Source organism: Clostridium akagii DSM 12554, from assembly GCF_000686725.1.
In the GTDB taxonomy this organism is placed as follows: Bacteria; Bacillota; Clostridia; order Clostridiales; family Clostridiaceae; genus Clostridium_I; species Clostridium_I akagii.
In genome coordinates this window covers 1-18,371 of sequence record NZ_JMLK01000030.1, presented here as the reverse complement: position 1 = coordinate 18,371, position 18,371 = coordinate 1, and the positions used below count along the sequence as shown (strand labels likewise).

The following is an 18,371-nucleotide window of genomic DNA, read 5'->3' as shown; positions in this document are numbered from 1 at the left end:
AAAGGAGAGTAATATTATGAATCAAGAGATAGAAGTGGTCACAGAACCCTTTGAATATACCTTGTCTATATTCGGAGGTAAGTGGAAAATGGTAATAATGTTTTGGTTATCCAAGGGTGAAGTTATGCGTTATGGAGAATTAAAAAAAGCCATTAATGGTATTACTCATAAAATGTTAAGCGCACAGCTTAAGGAGCTTCAAGCAGATGATATTATAGTTCGCAAAGAATATCGCCAAGTTCCACCAAAGGTAGAGTATTTTTTATCAGAAAAAGGGTTATCTCTAATGCCAATTTTAGAATCTATGTGTTCTTGGGGACATTTACACTATAAAGATGCTATTAATAATAGCAAATGAAAATAGAAAAAAGCGAACCCTCAGAAATGGGGGTTCGCCTTTTGTTTATCTATTTTATTAAACAGTCTTTTTTATTCCAAAGTAATCACTCATCTTCATCATTGTACTAAAGTCACCTAAAACCTTGTATTTTCCTTGCATCATAGCCTCGGGACCATTAACTTTGCCCTCTGAGAGTTGTAGCCATAATTCAAAAGTTGTTTCGATTTTTGTGTTATATGGAGTAAAATCATGAGTCTTAACTGAGCATTCTTCCTTACCTAAACAAAGCTGATAGGTTTTATCAATATCAATAAAATTCATCTCAATAACAACATCATTTATATAACTTTGTGGGTTATAAGTTGCGGACATTTGCTTAATGAATTTATGTGATTTATCTTGGACTTTGTAATCAGCAGAAGGATCACTAATATCCCAACTGGCATTGGCCATTTTTACAAATTCACTTGCTGGATATAGCAGTTCACTCAGCCTTTTCTTTGTGTGCTCTGAGAAACTACCTTGCTTTCCAAATTCTTCTCCTGCTTTCTTTGCCAAAGATAGATATTGTGAAGTTCTACCATTAAGCTCAGGTACTTTAAATAGCTCGCCTTCTGCACAAAGTATTTTTGTAAGTTTATCATCAAACATAATCTCAAATTGACGAATGAGGGCATCATAATTATTGTTTGTATCGTAAAAACCGCAAGTAGAAATAAGAACATGTCGTTGATGTGATAAGTCATACCTTGGAGCATGCCTGTTTGCACCATCCTCCTTAGTAATTATATAAGGTAAATTTGTAGGTAATAAGCGATCAAGAAAAGCCTTTATCTTTGATGGCATTCCAAAATAGTAAAGAGGGAAACTCCATACAATTAAATCTGCCTTGATATATTTTTCTATAAGTTCAGCCATATCATCTTTTATTATGCATTTACCTGGAGTTTTAGTCCAACAGACAAAACAACCGTGGCAATGATCAATATTTTTTTTGCTTATGTTTATTATTTCTATATTATGTTCCTTAATACTATTTAACCCATCTAAAAAAGCTGTTGTTATTTTTAAGCTATTACTTCCTTCACCTTTTGGACTACCATTAAGTACAAGAATATTCATATCAAATTACCTCCAATATTTTTTTGTGTTAGCCGTTAATTATATATACTGATTATTATAAGTTAATAGTCTAGTGATTCTTTTCTATCTATGTTTACACTGTCAACATAGGCATATAATAGCACCTTATGTTTACAATGTCAACATCTTGTGATATTATATTTTTTTACATACATTTGTATTTTGAAAAGAGGTTATTATATGAAAAGTGATACATATCATCATAACGATTTAAAGGAAAATCTTATAAAAATGGGATTAAAATTATTTAATGAAGAGGGTGCAGAAAATTTTTCAATTAGAAAAGTAGCAGCATTGTGTAATGTAAGTCATGCGGCACCCTATAGGCATTTTAAAAATAAAGAGGAATTAATTAATGCAATATCTGAATATGTATTTAGTAACTTTAAAAGTTCTTTAAATGAAGTAGTAGAAAAATATAAAAGTGACCCTAAAGAAAGGATCATAGAATTAGGTAAAAAATATGTTTTTTTCATGGTTGAGAATCCAGATTATCTAAAATTCGCTTTTTTAACAAATTCTGGATCTGGGGTAATTATTAAAGAGGATAACCTTAGAAGTGAAGAATATTTTACTTTTAATATATTTGAAGATTGTGCACTGGATTTTTTTAAAAGCATAAATGTGAAAGAAGAAGACTACGTACAGGATATAATTGCTATGTGGTCAATGGTTCATGGCCTAGCAACTATGCTAGCGTATAAGACATTTTCCTATGAGGGTGATTATCTAGAATTAGTTGAGAATATATTACGTAAAAATCTTAATTTTTGATTGGGATAAAATATATTTAATTAACTGACTTTGATAATAGTGCAGATTTTATCTATAAAAAGTGTTATAATATGAAGTGAAAACGTTTAAAATAATTAAAATTCCAATGAGTAATATATTGACAAATTATATAATGGGGGGATTCATATGTCAGATAATGATATATTCATAAAATCAATAAATAGCAAAAGTTTGGTAACAGTAGAATTTAATTCAGCTGATAAAGGTGTAATATCACGGAGATGTGTACCCTTCGATTATGGTCCAAACAAAAAGTTTAAAGATGGGCTTGATAGATATCATTTTTACGACCTTGAAACCACTAGTAAAAACCACAGTCTTTCAATCAATCCTAGTGAAGTTATAAATATTGAGATACTCACAGAAAATTTTGAACCAGAAAAATATGTTACTATCCCTCACAAAAAGTGGCATATAAAAAGGGATTGGGGAGAATTATCTTAATACTTAGAGTTGAAACTAATGGAATAACGTATAAATAACAAACAAAGAGAGAGAACCCTCAGAAATGAAGGTTCTCTCTCTTTTAACCTGATAAATAAATTTAACAACGTCCTAATATCTTTAATTCAGCAGATTCTACAATATGTCCATTAATAAGTTTATAGAAATCGTTCATGAAATATCCTTCATTTAAATCTAATTTTTTATCAAGCCCATATACCTTTAATGTATATTCATGATCTTTATCTGGTGGAGTTGGTCCAATATATCTATTCGTTATAATATGATCAGTTTCACCAATAAAGGGTGAAGCAAAGCTATTTTGGCCTTGGAGAACATTTAGGGTGTTATCTACACTTATGTTTTTAGGAAGGGTGCGAATCGTAGGTGGTATATTACAGGCTAACCAATGTATCCATGTAAAACCACAAACGGGAATAGCATCATGATCCAAAAAGGTAAGAGCAATTGACTTAACCTTATCAGAAACATCAGTGAATTCAATTGGAAAAGAAACACATGGGTTTCCTTTATATTCATAGTTTTCTCCTGCAAATTTTGAGTACTTATTTGGTAAATAACCATTTTCTGTTTTAACGTTAATTTTCATAAATGCTAACATCCTCTCTTTTTTTAAGTGAAAATTGTATTTGTAGATTTCTCTATAAATCATTATACATTTGTATTTTATGTTTTTAAATTAATAATTTATTGATATAATGTTAAGAAAAACTTAATGGTTCTTTTGTTAGGAGAAAAAATGAATTTAGAATGGTATTATACCTTTATAGTTGTTGCAAAATATGAAAATTATAGGAAGGTAGCAGAAGAAATATAGTATTAACGGAGGATGGCAAATTTTTTTATCCAATAGCAGCTGAAACAATTAGTACTTATATATCATCTGTTCATGTTACTGAAAGTCTAATTAAAGCAGATCAGGGCATTTTATATTTGCCTATCTATATTTTCAAGGGTTTAGCTAATAAAGATATTAGAATAATTGAATCTAAATTTATAGAAGATCCAATTTCATTTACTTATCTAATTTGGAAAAAAGATAATTCTGAAATAAAACTCTTTTTAGAATTATTTACTAAATTCATTGAAAATGAACAAAAATGAGGTGATATAAATTGAAGATAAGAGATGAGTACACGTGCCCTCTAGAAGTAGTACATGATGTAATTAAAGGAAAATGGAAAACAATAATTCTGTGGCAATTGAAATATGGACCTACATCCCTTTCAAAGCTTAAAAATGATATAGCAGGTATTAGTGAGAAGATGTTATTGGAACAACTTAAGGAGCTTAAAGAATTTGGGCTTATAGATAAAATAAACTCTAATGGATACCCATTACATGTAGAGTATTTTCTTACTGATGATAGAGGCAAGAAGATTATACCTGCTCTAGCAATATTACAAAGTATAGGTGTTGACTATATGGCTGAGCATGGAATGACAGAAATTTTAGAACAAAAAGGAATTTTTTATTCTACTGAGTACCCACAAAAAAGTAAGTAATTTACTTCCTAGCTAATTCTACTATAATGGAGTTAATGATAGGAGGTAATAAGAATGAACACTGTATTAATATTGATTGATATACAAAACGAATATTTTCAGGGTGGAAAATCAGAATTAAATCATACTATAGAAACTGCTAATAGGGCTAAGGTTATACTTGATTTTTTTAGAAAAAATAGTCTACATGTTTTTCATGTAAAACATATAGTTAGCGGTAATAAAGCTAAAGCCTTTTTACAAGATAGCATTGGGGCAGAAATAAATTATCTTGTTACTCCTAGGGAAGATGAAAAAGTTTTTATAAAGCATGTTCCTAATAGTTTTTTTGAAACTGGATTAGATAAAACTATTTCGGATAATAATATTAATCATATTGTGGTATGTGGAATGATGACGCATATGTGCATTGATACTACAGTGAGATATGCAAAGGAATTAGGGCTTATTGTAACTCTAATTGAAGATGCTTGCACTACAAAAGATTTAACAAGGAATGGGAACACAATCCCTGCTGAAATTGTACAGGCAACATATATGGCATCTTTAGATGGAATGTTTGCAAAGGTTATGACAGCTGAGGAATTTTTACAAAGTTCCAATGTTATTTGTTAAAACAAATAGTATATGTTTAAGCTAAGATGAAATAATACGAGGGAGACAGAGATATGGAAAAGATGGCACTTTTGGTTATAGATTTTCAAAACGCATTAGTATTAGCAAAACCATTTGATGTAGAAGAAGTTATAAGTAACATAAAAAGGTTAATCAAAACATGTAGAGAAAATAATGTTGAGGTAATTTACGTTCAACATAATGATGAAATAGGTGATGAATTAGAGCCAAACTCAGAAGGATGGAAAATATATGAAGAAGTAAGCCCAAATGCGGATGAAAAAATAATAAATAAAACTTATAATTCTGCTTTCAAAGAGACAAATTTAAAACAATATCTGGACAATAAGGGTATAAATCAATTAGTAATTACAGGTATGCAAACAGAATTTTGTATTGATGCCACTTGTAAAGTTGCATTTGAATATGGCTATAATTTAATTATTCCAGAGAAAACAAACACCACGTTTAAAAATGGAAATATATCAGCCAAGGATTTATATGAGTTTTATAACTTTAATATATTTAATGGCAGATTTGCAAAAGTAGAAAGCATGGAGAAAACAATAGGAAGAATAATAGAATAACTTATGTAGATAAATCAATTCCTCTGTTTTCCACCGCTGTAGAAAATACGATTTGTGTTTGTGTATTTCCAAATTCCTGTAGTTCACCAATAAATATATCAAGTTCTACAGTTGTATGATAAGCCACGGTTATTAGCATGGAGTAATTTCCAGTTACACAATTACATTCAATTACATTTGGACATGCTGCTACAAAAGGATAAAATTTTGGTTTTAGTTTTGGTGACATTTCAAGGTTTATAAAGGCCTTAATGTTATAACCTAATTTTAGTGGATTAACATGGGCAGAATACCCTGTAATAACTCCAGCCTCCTCTAGTTTTAAAATGCGAGAGGACACAGCTGGCGTTGATAAAAACACTTCTTTTGCTAAATTTTTAAGGGAACAACGTGCATTTTTTTGTAAAATGTCAATAAGTTTTAAATCAATCTTGTCCATATTTTTACATTAGTTAAAGGAAAGCTACCTTTTGTTTTCCTTTCTAATGATCCACCTCATTTCTTTTTAATAATAGTTGAAGTTAATAAGATAATAAAATCCATTATATTAAAATAATAAAGTTTCAAGATCAAAAATACAAGAGTTTTACGTAATCTTAATTAAGAATATTAACTTTAAAAGCTGAAAACTACGATTTTCGTGTTAATAAGGTAAAAAAAACCACTTTATAAAATGAACTTAAAGTACATATTAATTAGGTTAAATAAAGTCCAGTATGTGTATTTTTAGCTTTTATTCGTTATTCACCTTAAAGTATTTACATAAATATGAAATCATGTTAACCTCGCTGTTGTAAGGATACGAAAAAAAGGAAGAGAGTGATTTTGTATGGAAACAAGGATAGAACATGATTCAATAGGAAGTATGAGATTATCAATGGATGTTTATTATGGAGTTCAAACATTACGTGCTAAAAATAATTTTCATATTACAGGGAGTGCCATTCACCCAGAACTTATAGTAAGTCTTGCCCAGGTAAAAAAGGCAGCGACAATTACAAATAGAGATGCAAAAATATTAGATGCTAAAATTGCAGAAGCAATAATAAGTGCCTGCGACGAAATTATCTCCGGAAAGCTTCAGGATCAATTTATAGTTGATCCTATTCAAGGTGGTGCAGGTACTTCTGCAAATATGAATGCTAATGAAGTTATAGCAAACCGTGCTATTGAAATACTTGGCGGGACTAAAGGTGATTATAGCATTGTTCATCCAAATGATCATGTAAATATGGCTCAATCAACTAATGACGTATTCCCAACAGCGGGAAAAATTACAATTCTAAAAATGCTTCCCAAAGCTATTTCAGAACTAGAACGTATGTATAATGCTCTGGAGTTAAAGTCTTTAGAGTTTGATAATATTATAAAAATGGGACGTACTCAACTTCAAGATGCAGTTCCAATTAGACTTGGTCAATCCTTTCATGCATACTCGTCAATGATAAAACGTGACATTAATAGGTTAAATAAAGCTCAAAATGAAATGCTTACTTTAAATATTGGAGCAACAGCCATTGGAACTTCTATTAATGCCAGTCCAGAATATTTAAACAACATTATATATAACCTTAGAAAAGTAACAGGGATTAATGTAACTGAGGCAGAGGATTTAATTGATGCAACACAAAATCTTGATGGATTCGTAAGTGTATCAGGAGTTTTAAAAACCTGTGCAGTAAATTTATCTAAGATGGCAAATGATTTAAGATTATTATCAAGTGGCCCTAGAACTGGTATAGGTGAAATCAATCTACCTTCAAAGCAAAACGGATCATCAATTATGCCTGGTAAAATAAATCCTGTGATTCCAGAAGTAGTTTCTCAAGTAGCTTTTAACATTATAGGAAATGACTTTACAATAACTATGGCAGCTGAAGCAGGTCAACTAGAACTTAACGCCTTTGAACCTGTGCTTTTCTACAACCTGTTTCAATCAATTGAAACTCTAAAAAATGCTACTAAGACATTTGTAGATAACTGCATAATAGGAATAACTGCAAATAAGGAAAGATGCAATGAACTTGTAAATAATAGTGTAGGAATGGTAACAGCACTGTGCCCGTACATAGGATATAAAAAAGCAGCAGACATTGCAAAAGAAGCATTAAAAACTGGAGTTCAGGTTAAAAAAATTGTTTTGAGGCAAGGAATTTTAACTCCGAAACAATTAGAACAAATTTTAAATCCAATCGCTATGACAGAGGTAAATAGGTCCTTAAGTGAAGAAGAAATATTAAAGGAAACTAAATATGCAATGGGTGAATAGATTGGTGCACAAAAAGTGATATTTGAAAAAACTGTTATAAAAATTTTAATAAAAAAGTTTCATAGCCAAGACTATGAGGCTTTTTTCATATTTAAATTTTTTATCTTTCTTAGATATTCATTGGTGCAAACAGTAATGTTTTTGAAGAGAAAGTAAAATGTATTTTAAAAGTTCTAGATGAATATGATGAAGTATACGAATCATATAGGAGGCAAAGAATATGCGTTATACGGGCTACGAACTTTTTGCTTTTTTTCTGATTTATTCTTTGTTGGGATGGATAGCAGAAGTCTTAATTGTGAGTTTACAAAAAGGTAGTTTTATTAATAGAGGGATGTTGAACGGGCCACTATGCCCAATTTATGGTTTCAGTATTGTACTTAGTCTACAATTTTTAGAGGCGGAGAATGCCAATACACTTGCACTAATTGTTGGAAATGCAGTTCTTGTCACCGTGGTGGAATGTATAGCTGGAGGGGTGCTGAGACGGATAACCGGCAGACGCTTGTGGAATTACGATAAGCCAAGGTTTTTTATTGCTTTTGCCTTAGCATATAGCGGTGCTTCTGTTCTGGTTATTTCCTTGTTACAACCATTGGTCTATACGGTAAGCCAGATGATTCCATGGTTGTTATTAAACATTATACTATGGGTACTCTTTGGTTTATTGATGGTTGATGTTGTTGCTTCATTTGTGGTAGCTTTTCATATACGGAAAGAAAGTAGGATAGTACTAAAGATAACGGAAGGTTTGAGCGATACAAAAAAAATAATGGGGCAAGGTTTTTTTGCAATGATACAAAGGCGTGTTAACAAGGCTTTCCCAGAGCTAGAAAATGTTAAGCTGGAGAGTAGTGTTATTAGAGTTCTAGATCAAAAAAAATTTGCGGAGGGCATCTGTTTTGAAAAATTGGTTTGGATGTTTATTATCAGTGCATTGGCAGGGGATTTGATTGAAACTGGATTTGTCTGGGCAACTACTGGTAATTTGATGAGCCGTAGTAGTCTAATATATGGACCTTTCAGCGTGGTTTGGGGACTGGGTGGAGTAATTGCCACATTCATGCTTCATGGATTAATACATAAAAATGCCATATATATTTTTCTGGGAGGTTTTTTATTGGGTGGTACTTACGAATATTCTTGTAGCGTGTTTACAGAAAAGGTACTTGGTACACGCTTTTGGGATTATAGTAGTATGCCTTTTAATCTGGATGGCAGGGTGAATCTGCTCTACTGTTTGTTCTGGGGACTACTTGCAATTGTCTGGTTAAAGCTGCTTTATCCATTAGTGAGTAAATATATTAGTAAAATCCCATGGGTATCAGGAGAGATACTTACCTGGTGTATTGTTGTATTTATAGTGCTCAATGCATCGGTATCAGCTATGGCACTATATTATTATGGTCTGCGAATGGCTGGTACACCTCGGACAGGCAACATGGGATTATTTTTTTCTTTCTATTATCCTAATACTGTAATGAAACTTATTTATCCCAATGCTGTTCTGCCATAATATTGAATTAATTGTGTTTACTTTGATACTCTATTAAGTTCAAAAAAAGTTCCTCCACCGTAAAGGATTAATGTATTATCATCCTTTATAAAAAATGTACATGCTGGGGAATTTTTTTCATCATTTATCTCAATTTGTGTTACAGTACTGCTGTTTATAGTCAAAGTGCTTATAGGTACACGAAAACCCGTTGTAAATTCATCAGATGTAATAACTGATTTTTTGTAAGTCGGATTTTTAACTGTGTTATTTAGGTAACTTATATCATCTCCAAAACAACTTGACTGTTCTTTTGAAAAACTTAGGTTTTTCCCTAGTATTTTTTTTATATCATCAGAACTATAAGTTCCCGCTTTAGAATATCCTACTACCTTTTCTATAACCCATTGTCCAAAAAAAGATTCTTCATTTTGTGCTGTTGTAGAATTATTTTCAGAAGTGCTAATTGCAGCAGTTTGGCTAGTACTATTATTGCTAGTAGAATTCACCATATTGGTAGTGTTATCCTTTGCAGTACCGGCAGTATTTGTAGTCTCTTGAGATATTTTATTAGTAGAAACGGGCTTAATAGTTTGGTTATTACTACAACCTGTTATAAAAATACCAGTACAAATTAGTGCTATTAATAATAGTTTTTTATTCATATATTCCTCCTGACCATACATTATTATAATATGTAAATTATACCATAATTCAATAAAACTATATAGTAATAAAATATGGTTTTGTGTCATTATATAGGAGGGACACACGGGATTAAAAAGGATGGTTTTATGAATTGTTTATCTAACATAGTTTATAACATCCATATTTCTTTTTGGTGCAGTCTGTTCTGTCTTTTTTGCTTTATAGCCGAAAGCTACTGCATAGTAGGGCTTATAACCTTCAGGTATTCCAAATTTGCGAATCTCTTCTTCCTGCTCAATTGCTTCTGAATAAAACTTAACAAGAGGTTCACAGTATCCCTCATTAGCATTTTGTTTTATGGCATCGTTAATATATGGTGAAAATGAATATTGAAGTTAACAATTCCCCTAAAACTTAGCAAGATATGTAACGAAGGAAATGATTTACAATTATTATCATGTGACTATTGGAAAAACTGTCACTGACCTATTAATCCATATAAAGCAAGGTGATAGAGTTCAAGACTCTTTTCTCTGTAATTGCTTTCTGCATCCCATGATAATTGTATTTGTGTGATGGCATTTAAATAGTCAGTAATAGTTTGGGTAGAGATTGATGGTGCAATAACACCGTCTTTTTTCCCTAATTCTATAAATTCCATTAGAATTTTAGTTCTAATTTTATTTGCCTGTTCACCATATAAATTCACCAGCACCTTATCATTTAAGGCTTCAGGAGAAAAGTATTCACCTAACAATTGCTCGTGTGTACCAAAGCAAATAGAAAATGCTTGTAGTAACTTTTCTTTAAAATCAATTTTTTTATCTAATAGATCTCTTATCATTTGAATGTTATCTTTCATCAAAATATTTGTACATTCTGTGACCAATCCCTCTTTACTATTAAAATAGTTATAAATAGACACCGTAGAAATTCCTGATAAAGATGCTATTTCATTAATGCTAACATTTGTATAGCCCTTTTCTTTAAATAGGGCTAAAGATGTTTTAATGATAGCATCTTTCTTTTTTTGTGTTCTTATTTCGTATTTGTTCATGTAAGACACCTCTATTATATTGTTAGAATTTCTAGGTTATTATAACATAAAAGATAAAGTTTTTAAATACTAGCCATAAAATTAAAAAACATATTGACAAAGAAACTTCTGAGATATACAATGTTTTTAAATCTTGACTGCTAAATTAAAAAACTATAAAATTATGTTATACTATTTTAGGGGGATTATATTAATGATATTTTATTTTTCAGGTGCTGGGAATTCATATGCGGTGGCAAAACAAGTTGCAGATCAAATTGAAGGTGAACAGGTTGTACCATTAGCCCGGTTTAATGATTTTAAACAATGTGATAATGCAAAGCAAATTGGTATCGTATTTCCTTGTTATGGTGCAAGTGCACCGGATATAGTGCTAGATTTCAAAAACAAACTATTCAGCCACATTAATAAGGAAAATATATATGTATTCGCTATTATAACTTACGCAAATTCTGCAGCTGGGTCATATCTTGACTTTAAGGAAGACGTCGATGCTTGGTTTAAAGTAAAAATGCCTGAAAGCGATATATATAGTACAAGCGCACCAGGACCTGCAAAACAGAAAAGCCTGCTAGATAAATCAGTAACTGAAATTAATAATTTTGCTAAAGATATATTAAATAAAAAGGATACAATAATGTACCGTCCAATACCAGGAATGCGTTTTATATCTAAACAAGGCAATAAATTAATAAAACACATATATAAAGATTTTGATAAAAAGTTATATTCGGATGATAAATGTATAGGATGTAAGTTATGCATAAAGGTTTGCCCTGTACAAAATATTACATTTGATGAGAAACCGGTTTGGGGAAGTAGCTGCGTAAATTGTTTTGGATGTGTAAACAGGTGCCCTAAAAATGCAATTCAAGTTGGTAAAAAAACAAAGAACAAAAAACGATATGTACATCCTGATTATAAAAATATATACTATTGATTTTATTTAAAAGTTTTGGCGATTTTGTCAGAACTTTTTTTTCATGCATGAAAAGGTTGGAATAAACATTGTAATAAAGTGATTAAACGTGATTTTGTGGTACTAACTTAATCATAGTGGGAGATTGCATAATTATTTTCCATGATTTATAAATAATTTTTAATTTTTTTGTTAGTATAAATTAAAGCAATATTTAGTGAAATGATTAAATTAATTGTACTTAAATTCAGTTAACAGCACTAGATTGCCAAAATTAAACCACTATGAAAGTTTGTATTAATGCAAAATATTCACTATATGTGTGACATAATCTGAACTTAACAAGTGAAAATATCTTGTATATACTAAAGGTGTCATACGAAACGATTACATAAAGTTTGTAAGGGGTGTTTCTATTGATTAATGAAAGATGTGCTAAGATCCTATACCATATAATTAATGAACAAGAACCTATAAAGTTAATTGAGTTGTCAGAAATGTTTAAGGTATCCATGAGAACCATAAGATACGACATTGAAAAAATTGATGAATTTCTATTAAGCAATGATTTAACGCCAATTGGGAAAAACTCTAATCTTGGAATTTCCTATATGGTAAATAAAGAACATATTAAAAAACTAAAAGTATTAATATGTAACAAAAAGTTCAATGAATATATTCTTAATTCTGATGAAAGGGTAAGTTACATTCTGCTTTCAATGTTTGAATCAAATGAGTATGTAGTAATTGATACATTAGCTGAAAGCATAAAGGTAAGTCGAAGTACAATAATTAATGATTTGAAGAAAGTAAGGAAATGGCTTAAAGATCATAAATTAAAAATGCAAGCTATTCCATCAAAGGGCATTAAGATCATAGGCAATGAAAAGTATTACAGAAGTGCGATTTTATATTTGTTATTTGAATCATTAAAATTTATAGGTACAGATTCAATAAGCAAAACAGAAACAATAAACCCAAAAATGTTAAATGAAAAGTTTAATAATATTTTTGATGATTTAGACATTGAAGTAATCAAAGAAACAGTTGGAATTGCAGAAAAACAATTAAATAAATATCTATTAGACGAAAGTTATTCATCATTAGTATTACACATCGCTTTGGCAATAAAAAGAATACAGTTTGGTAAGGATATTCATATGTCAAGCAATGAGCTTAAAATTTTAAAAGTATCAAATGAATTTTCAGTTGCATCTGTAATGGTAAAAACTTTGGAAGAAAAATTTAATATTAATTTTCCTATAGATGAAGTAGGTTATATAACACTTCATTTGTTAAGTGGAAAGGAGAATAGTAAAAAATCAGAAATTCATAAGGATGTTAATTGGGTTCAAATTGAAGCATTATCAAGTAAGATAATAGAAAATGTGGGAAAGCAAATGGGCGTTGATTTTGGTGATAATGATGAGATATATGAGGGTTTGCTAAAACATTTAATTCCAACCATATATAGATTAAAAAATAATCTCCCACTTTACAATCCTATGCTTAATGAAATAAAAGAACAATACAGTTTGATGTTTGATAAGGTAAGAAGTTCCATTGAACCATTAGAAAAATTTATTGGTCAAAAAATACCTGATGAAGAATTAGGATATATAACACTTCATTTTGGTGCAGCATATGAAAGGAAAAAAAATAAACATAAAGCAGTTTATAATGTGATTTTGATATGTAGTACAGGAGTAGGTACTTCTAAATTGCTAGAATCTAGATTGAATAGTGAGTTTCATAATTTTAGAATAATTGAAAACGTTTCTAGCCATCAAGTGAAATTTATGAATTTAGAAAAAATTGATCTTATATTATCAACAATTCCACTTGAATATTTTTATAAACCTATTTTGATAGTTAGTCCAATGCTTCCAGATAAAGATATTGAAAAGATAAATAAATTTTGCAGAGAAAATTCACCAATTAAAGGAGGCGAAAGTTACAAACACATAGGTTTGTTAAATGAAATTATATCAATAGTAGAAGATAATTGTTCAATAATATGCAAAGAAAAATTAATAAATGAATTATCTAAGTGCATTAAAAATGCTGGGCAACTAGATACTAAGGAGGTGATTCAACCTATGTTAAGTGAATTGTTAACGAAAGATACAATAAGAGCTAATGTGTATGCAGCTGATTGGAAAGAGGCAGTTAGGCAAGGAGGAGCATTATTAGTCGATAATGGATGCATAGAACCTAGGTTTATAGATGCAATGATTGAAACTGTAATAGAAATGGGTCCATATATAGTAATCGTGCCTGGAATAGCATTACCACATGCAAGACCTAGTGAAGGTGTAATCAAACTTGGGATGAGTTTAATAAAATTATCTGTTCCAGTGAATTTTGGCAGCGAAGACAACGATCCTGTAAGTGTTGTAATATGTTTAGGTGCTATTGATAATTATTCACATAGCAAGGCATTATCAACTCTTGTTGATTTGTTTAATGATGAAGAAAAAGTTGAGATGTTAAAAAACGCTAACTCGGTAGAGGAAATATTACCATTGCTAAAAGATAAAGATGAAAACGATTTCGACTAAGGCATCAGTGAAAAACAATATATTTATATTAAATTAGGGGAGTGATATTATGTTAAAAATATTAATGGTTTGTGGTGCAGGACTAGGAAGTAGCTTTGCTTGTGAGATGACGGTGGACTCTGTATTAAAGGATCTTAATGTTACAGCAAAATTAGATCATACCGACATTACTTCAGTAGCTGGTACAAATGCAGATATTATTATCGCTGCAAATAACTTCAAGCATCAAGTTGAAAAATATGATACTAATACCACCAAGATATTTCTAAATAGGTTAGTTGATAAAAATGAAATACGAGAGAAGTTAGTACCCGTTTTAAAAGAAAAAGGTGAATTATAATAAAAAAAAGAGGAGTTGAGAATTATGGGGGTAGTAAATTTTATAGTTCAAAATATTTTAACCCAAGCATCTATTACAATTGCATTGATAGCACTGCTTGGTCTAGCACTGCAAAGGAAAAGTGCAGGAGATGTTATATCAGGGACATTCAAAACGTTATTAGGTTTTTTAGTACTATCTGCTGGCTCTGGAATAATAGTTTTATCATTAACATATTTTGGGAAAATATTCTCAAAAGGCTTTGGAATGCAAGGTATAGTTCCTTCTATCGAAGCAATTAATGGTCAAGCAATGAATACGCTACATCTTGGAAATTCAATTGCTCTAACATTTTTATCAATATTCGTAGTTAATATAATCATTGCAAGATTTACTAGATGGAAATATATATTCTTAACTGGACAGGCAATACTATGGATGGCTACAATGACTACTGTATTTGGAAGCTTTGCTGGATTAAGTGGAATATCGTTAATAGTTGTTGGGGGAATTGTTGGTGGAATTTTTGCAGTAGGAATGCCAGCTATTGCTCAACCTATAGTTCGCATGATAACAGGTAGTGATGATATTGCATTAGGACATTTTTGTACAGTTGGTTATATGTTCACGGCTGGGGTTGCCAAACTTGTAGGTGATAAATCTAAGTCAACTGAAGACTTGAAGTTACCAAAAGGATTTGAATTCTTGCAAGATACGTATCTTTCTGTAGGCCTTGTTATGATACCACTTTACATTATAACAGCTATTTTTGCAGGACCTAAATTTGGTGCTCAATTTTCAGGAAATGTAAATTATGTTGTATATGCATTTTTACAAGCAGTTCAATTCGTTGTAGGGGTTTATGTATTACTATCAGGAGTTAGACTCTTACTAGGTGAAATTGTTCCAGCATTTAGGGGTATTGCATTAAAAATTGTACCAGATGCTATTCCTGCACTAGATTGTCCAGTATTATTCCCCTATGCACCTAATGCTGTAACAATTGGTTTTATAGGAACAACAATAGGTAGTGTTCTAGCAATGTTCATTTTGCCGAGATTTGGATTAGCTATGATATTACCAGGAATGCTAACAAACTTCTTTGCAGGTGGTACTGCAGGTATTTTTGGTAATGCAGTTGGTGGTAGACGAGGAGCTGTAATTGCCACCATAGCTCATGGTTTCTTCATAACATTACTTCCAGCATTGTTAGTAGTGAGTTTTAATAAAATGGGATTTATTAATGCAACAGCAACAGATGTAGATACGGTAACTGCAGCTTTGTTATATGCATGGATTATCTCTCCAATACTTAAAGCAATTTAGCATATAGAATAGGAGGCGATATTAATGTTTTTTAGAAAGCATAAAAACAAAGAACCATCTTCAGTTTTAAAAGAAGAACCTAAAATAATAGATAAAGAGACGCTATTGCAAGAAGCTGAAAATTTATCTAACACTATTGATTCAGTTGAAGGCGAAGAGAGAATTAAAGTATTAAGGAAAATTGGAAGTTTGTATTTTCAAGCAGATAAAATAGATGATGCTATAAAATACTATGAAATCAGTATTAGTGAAAATAAGTCTCTTGGCAGGGCATATACAGATTTAGTAAAGCTTTATAACATCAAACGAAAACAAGCAATTAGTGTAAAGGATTACGTAATGGTTAAACATTATATGGATAAAACTGATGAATTGCTACAATTATCAAAAGATGTGATTCGAGGCAAGGGTTAAATTTACCCTTGCATAGGATAAATCCAAAGCAAAATTAGGTACAAGCATAAAGAGTAAGCACTAGTATCATTACAATCCACTATAAAAAAATTAAAACTTGAGGAGTTGTTAAGTATGTATTTAACACTAAAAGAAATATTAAAAAACACTAGAAAAGGTAAATTTGCAGTAGGATCCTTTAATATCCATTGTCTTGAAATGGTTCCTTCAATGATAGAAGCTGCTAAAGTTAAAAATTCACCTATTATACTACAAATTTCACCAACTACATGTAAGTATATAGGGTTCGCATTGCTTAGTAGTACAGTAAAAGAACTAGCTAGGGAAACTGGTGTGGATGTAGCGTTACATTTAGATCATACAAAAGATTTTGCTACAATTAAAATAGCAATAGATAATGGTTTTTCTTCAGTAATGATTGATGCTTCAGCACTTTCACTAGAAGAAAATATTGAAAAAACAAAAGAAGTAGTTAAATATGCAAAGGAGCATGGTGTATCAGTAGAAGCAGAACTAGGAACTATTGGTGGTACTGAGGATGGAGTTGCTTCAAATGAAGGGGAAATTAGGTATACAAGTCCTGAAGATGCAGTGAAATTTGTACAGTCAACAGGCATAGACGCTTTAGCAATAGGTTTTGGTACTTCACATGGACAATGGAAATCAAAAGCAAAACTTAATTTTAGTGTATTAAAAAATATTCATGATGTAATAGACATTCCATTGGTGCTTCATGGAGGAACCGGTGTTTCTGAAGAAGATTTAAAAAAATGTATATTAGGTGGAATATCTAAAGTAAATATAGGAACGGAACTAAATGTAGCATGGGTAGATGCTACGAAGAAAAATTTTAAAAATGCAGACCTTGCAGATTCATGCAGAGACCTTGTAATACCTTCAAATGATGCCGTTCAAAAGGTTATTGAAAATAAAATAGATATATTAGGTAGTTCATATAAATAATGATATGTTATTGGCAAAAACGAATTTAACTTATTTCTTTTTATTATCAATACGGTATTAGATATTATCATTTCTAATACCGTATTCTTATAAAAAGGAGGAAAAGAGGAAAATGTATATGAAAAAAATAATGATTTTGTTAGCTGGGTATCCTGCAACTGGTAAATCTTATTTAGCCAATCAGATTATTAAAGAATGTGGAGAATTTACCATGGTATCACAGGATGATTTTAAAGAGAAATTATATGATCAGTTTGGATATGATGATTTAAATGAAAAGAAATTTTTGGAAAGTGAAAGTTGGGTTTCATATTATAGTATGATGCGTATTCAAATGTACAAGGGAAAGCAGATTATTTCCGATTATCCTTTTAGTGACAAACAGTATGGGACATTAAACCAAATATCTAAAACATATAAATATGAGGTAGTAACAATTCGTTTGATTGGAGATTTAGATGTATTATATGAACGTTCAAAGCAGAGAGATCTGGATTCAGAACGTCATCTTAGCCATATTGTAAATAAGTATCATTTGGGAGATGCACTAGAAAATCGTGTTAAGGCAGATGGATTTTTAACCTATGATGTGTTTATGGATCGTTGTAAAAATAAAGGCTATGGAAAATTTCAACTGGGACACCTGATTGAAATTGATGTAACGGATTTCTCAAAAGTAGACTATCCTGGGATTATTAAAGAATTAAAGGAAATTATGAAATAAATTGCTCCATTGCATTAAGATTAGTATAAATACCTAGACTTAATTTAAATTAGAGGAGGAAATAATAAATGAAATTATTTATTGATACAGCAAATGTAGAGGAAATAAAAGAAGCTAATGATATGGGAGTAATATGTGGAGTTACAACCAATCCATCCCTAATAGCAAGAGAGGGAAGGGACTTTAATGAGGTAATAAAAGAAATTGCGTCTATTGTGGATGGACC

21 protein-coding genes are annotated in these 18,371 nt (G+C 30.8%); 16 read left to right on the top strand and 5 right to left on the bottom strand.

What is annotated here, in order from left to right; genetic code table 11:
• The first annotated feature begins 16 nt into the window (after positions 1 to 16).
• Entirely contained in the window at positions 17 to 358 is a 342-nt protein-coding gene (locus tag BR66_RS0113775) for a winged helix-turn-helix transcriptional regulator (protein ID WP_026883450.1), read from the top strand.
• 57 nt (positions 359 to 415) lie between these two features.
• Here the strand turns inward: BR66_RS0113775 and BR66_RS23910 are convergent, their stop codons facing one another.
• Complete coding sequence (locus tag BR66_RS23910) at positions 416 to 1,462, bottom strand: NAD(P)H-dependent oxidoreductase (protein WP_051624247.1); 1,047 nt, start codon at positions 1,460 to 1,462, stop codon at positions 416 to 418.
• 201 nt (positions 1,463 to 1,663) lie between these two features.
• Here BR66_RS23910 and BR66_RS0113765 point away from each other — a divergent pair, with 201 nt between their 5' ends.
• The gene (locus BR66_RS0113765; RefSeq protein ID WP_026883449.1) at positions 1,664 to 2,257 is read left to right on the top strand and encodes a TetR/AcrR family transcriptional regulator; all 594 of its coding nucleotides are present in this window, start codon (positions 1,664 to 1,666) and stop codon (positions 2,255 to 2,257) included.
• 147 nt (positions 2,258 to 2,404) lie between these two features.
• Positions 2,405 to 2,722, top strand: a complete 318-nt coding sequence (locus tag BR66_RS0113760; protein WP_026883448.1) for a hypothetical protein — start codon at positions 2,405 to 2,407, stop codon at positions 2,720 to 2,722.
• A gap of 100 nt (positions 2,723 to 2,822) precedes the next feature.
• Here BR66_RS0113760 and BR66_RS0113755 read toward each other — a convergent pair whose 3' ends face one another.
• Entirely contained in the window at positions 2,823 to 3,332 is a 510-nt protein-coding gene (locus tag BR66_RS0113755; protein ID WP_026883447.1) for a YbhB/YbcL family Raf kinase inhibitor-like protein, read from the bottom strand.
• 526 nt (positions 3,333 to 3,858) lie between these two features.
• Between BR66_RS0113755 and BR66_RS0113740 the strand changes: the two genes are divergently transcribed.
• The 3 genes from BR66_RS0113740 to BR66_RS0113730 are packed head-to-tail and all read left to right on the top strand — an operon-like array spanning position 3,859 to position 5,450.
• The gene (locus tag BR66_RS0113740; RefSeq protein ID WP_026883446.1) at positions 3,859 to 4,248 is read left to right on the top strand and encodes a winged helix-turn-helix transcriptional regulator; all 390 of its coding nucleotides are present in this window, start codon (positions 3,859 to 3,861) and stop codon (positions 4,246 to 4,248) included.
• Between the two features lie 54 nt (positions 4,249 to 4,302).
• Positions 4,303 to 4,863, top strand: coding sequence for a cysteine hydrolase family protein (locus BR66_RS0113735; RefSeq protein WP_026883445.1), 561 nt, complete (start codon positions 4,303 to 4,305; stop codon positions 4,861 to 4,863).
• 53 nt (positions 4,864 to 4,916) lie between these two features.
• The gene (locus tag BR66_RS0113730; protein ID WP_026883444.1) at positions 4,917 to 5,450 is read left to right on the top strand and encodes a cysteine hydrolase family protein; all 534 of its coding nucleotides are present in this window, start codon (positions 4,917 to 4,919) and stop codon (positions 5,448 to 5,450) included.
• A 1-nt stretch (position 5,451) separates the two neighbouring features.
• On the opposite strand, the gene BR66_RS0113725 is transcribed toward BR66_RS0113730, so the two are convergent.
• A complete protein-coding gene (locus tag BR66_RS0113725) occupies positions 5,452 to 5,889 on the bottom strand; it encodes an Lrp/AsnC family transcriptional regulator (protein WP_026883443.1) in 438 nt (145 codons plus the stop codon).
• 390 nt (positions 5,890 to 6,279) lie between these two features.
• Here BR66_RS0113725 and BR66_RS0113720 point away from each other — a divergent pair, with 390 nt between their 5' ends.
• Both BR66_RS0113720 and BR66_RS0113715 read left to right on the top strand, forming a co-directional pair.
• On the top strand, positions 6,280 to 7,719 hold the full coding sequence (locus BR66_RS0113720) for an aspartate ammonia-lyase (RefSeq protein WP_026883442.1): 1,440 nt from the start codon (positions 6,280 to 6,282) through the stop codon (positions 7,717 to 7,719).
• 220 nt (positions 7,720 to 7,939) lie between these two features.
• The gene (locus BR66_RS0113715; protein WP_026883441.1) at positions 7,940 to 9,235 is read left to right on the top strand and encodes a putative ABC transporter permease; all 1,296 of its coding nucleotides are present in this window, start codon (positions 7,940 to 7,942) and stop codon (positions 9,233 to 9,235) included.
• A 17-nt stretch (positions 9,236 to 9,252) separates the two neighbouring features.
• On the opposite strand, the gene BR66_RS23905 is transcribed toward BR66_RS0113715, so the two are convergent.
• Both BR66_RS23905 and BR66_RS0113705 read right to left on the bottom strand, forming a co-directional pair.
• The gene (locus BR66_RS23905; RefSeq protein ID WP_051624246.1) at positions 9,253 to 9,879 is read right to left on the bottom strand and encodes a hypothetical protein; all 627 of its coding nucleotides are present in this window, start codon (positions 9,877 to 9,879) and stop codon (positions 9,253 to 9,255) included.
• 461 nt (positions 9,880 to 10,340) lie between these two features.
• On the bottom strand, positions 10,341 to 10,919 hold the full coding sequence (locus BR66_RS0113705; protein WP_026883440.1) for a TetR/AcrR family transcriptional regulator: 579 nt from the start codon (positions 10,917 to 10,919) through the stop codon (positions 10,341 to 10,343).
• A gap of 193 nt (positions 10,920 to 11,112) precedes the next feature.
• On the opposite strand from BR66_RS0113705, the gene BR66_RS0113700 reads away from it, so the two are divergent.
• From BR66_RS0113700 to BR66_RS23900, 8 genes are all read left to right on the top strand, one after another.
• Complete coding sequence (locus BR66_RS0113700; protein ID WP_026883439.1) at positions 11,113 to 11,859, top strand: EFR1 family ferrodoxin; 747 nt, start codon at positions 11,113 to 11,115, stop codon at positions 11,857 to 11,859.
• A 395-nt stretch (positions 11,860 to 12,254) separates the two neighbouring features.
• The gene (locus BR66_RS0113695; RefSeq protein ID WP_051624245.1) at positions 12,255 to 14,399 is read left to right on the top strand and encodes a BglG family transcription antiterminator; all 2,145 of its coding nucleotides are present in this window, start codon (positions 12,255 to 12,257) and stop codon (positions 14,397 to 14,399) included.
• A gap of 49 nt (positions 14,400 to 14,448) precedes the next feature.
• Positions 14,449 to 14,739 (top strand): PTS sugar transporter subunit IIB, encoded by a 291-nt coding sequence (locus BR66_RS0113690; RefSeq protein ID WP_026883437.1) that lies wholly within the window; start codon positions 14,449 to 14,451, stop codon positions 14,737 to 14,739.
• A gap of 24 nt (positions 14,740 to 14,763) precedes the next feature.
• Positions 14,764 to 16,044, top strand: a complete 1,281-nt coding sequence (locus BR66_RS0113685; RefSeq protein ID WP_026883436.1) for a PTS sugar transporter subunit IIC — start codon at positions 14,764 to 14,766, stop codon at positions 16,042 to 16,044.
• A 24-nt stretch (positions 16,045 to 16,068) separates the two neighbouring features.
• Positions 16,069 to 16,458, top strand: coding sequence for a tetratricopeptide repeat protein (locus tag BR66_RS0113680; protein ID WP_026883435.1), 390 nt, complete (start codon positions 16,069 to 16,071; stop codon positions 16,456 to 16,458).
• Between the two features lie 114 nt (positions 16,459 to 16,572).
• Positions 16,573 to 17,421, top strand: a complete 849-nt coding sequence (locus BR66_RS0113675) for a class II fructose-bisphosphate aldolase (protein ID WP_026883434.1) — start codon at positions 16,573 to 16,575, stop codon at positions 17,419 to 17,421.
• A 118-nt stretch (positions 17,422 to 17,539) separates the two neighbouring features.
• Positions 17,540 to 18,145 carry an AAA family ATPase gene (locus BR66_RS0113670; protein WP_026883433.1) on the top strand — a complete coding sequence of 202 codons (606 nt, stop codon included), beginning with the start codon at positions 17,540 to 17,542 and terminating at the stop codon, positions 18,143 to 18,145.
• 68 nt (positions 18,146 to 18,213) lie between these two features.
• Positions 18,214 to 18,371, top strand: a 158-nt coding sequence (locus tag BR66_RS23900) for a transaldolase family protein (protein ID WP_035796089.1), incomplete at its 3' end; no start/stop codon positions are given.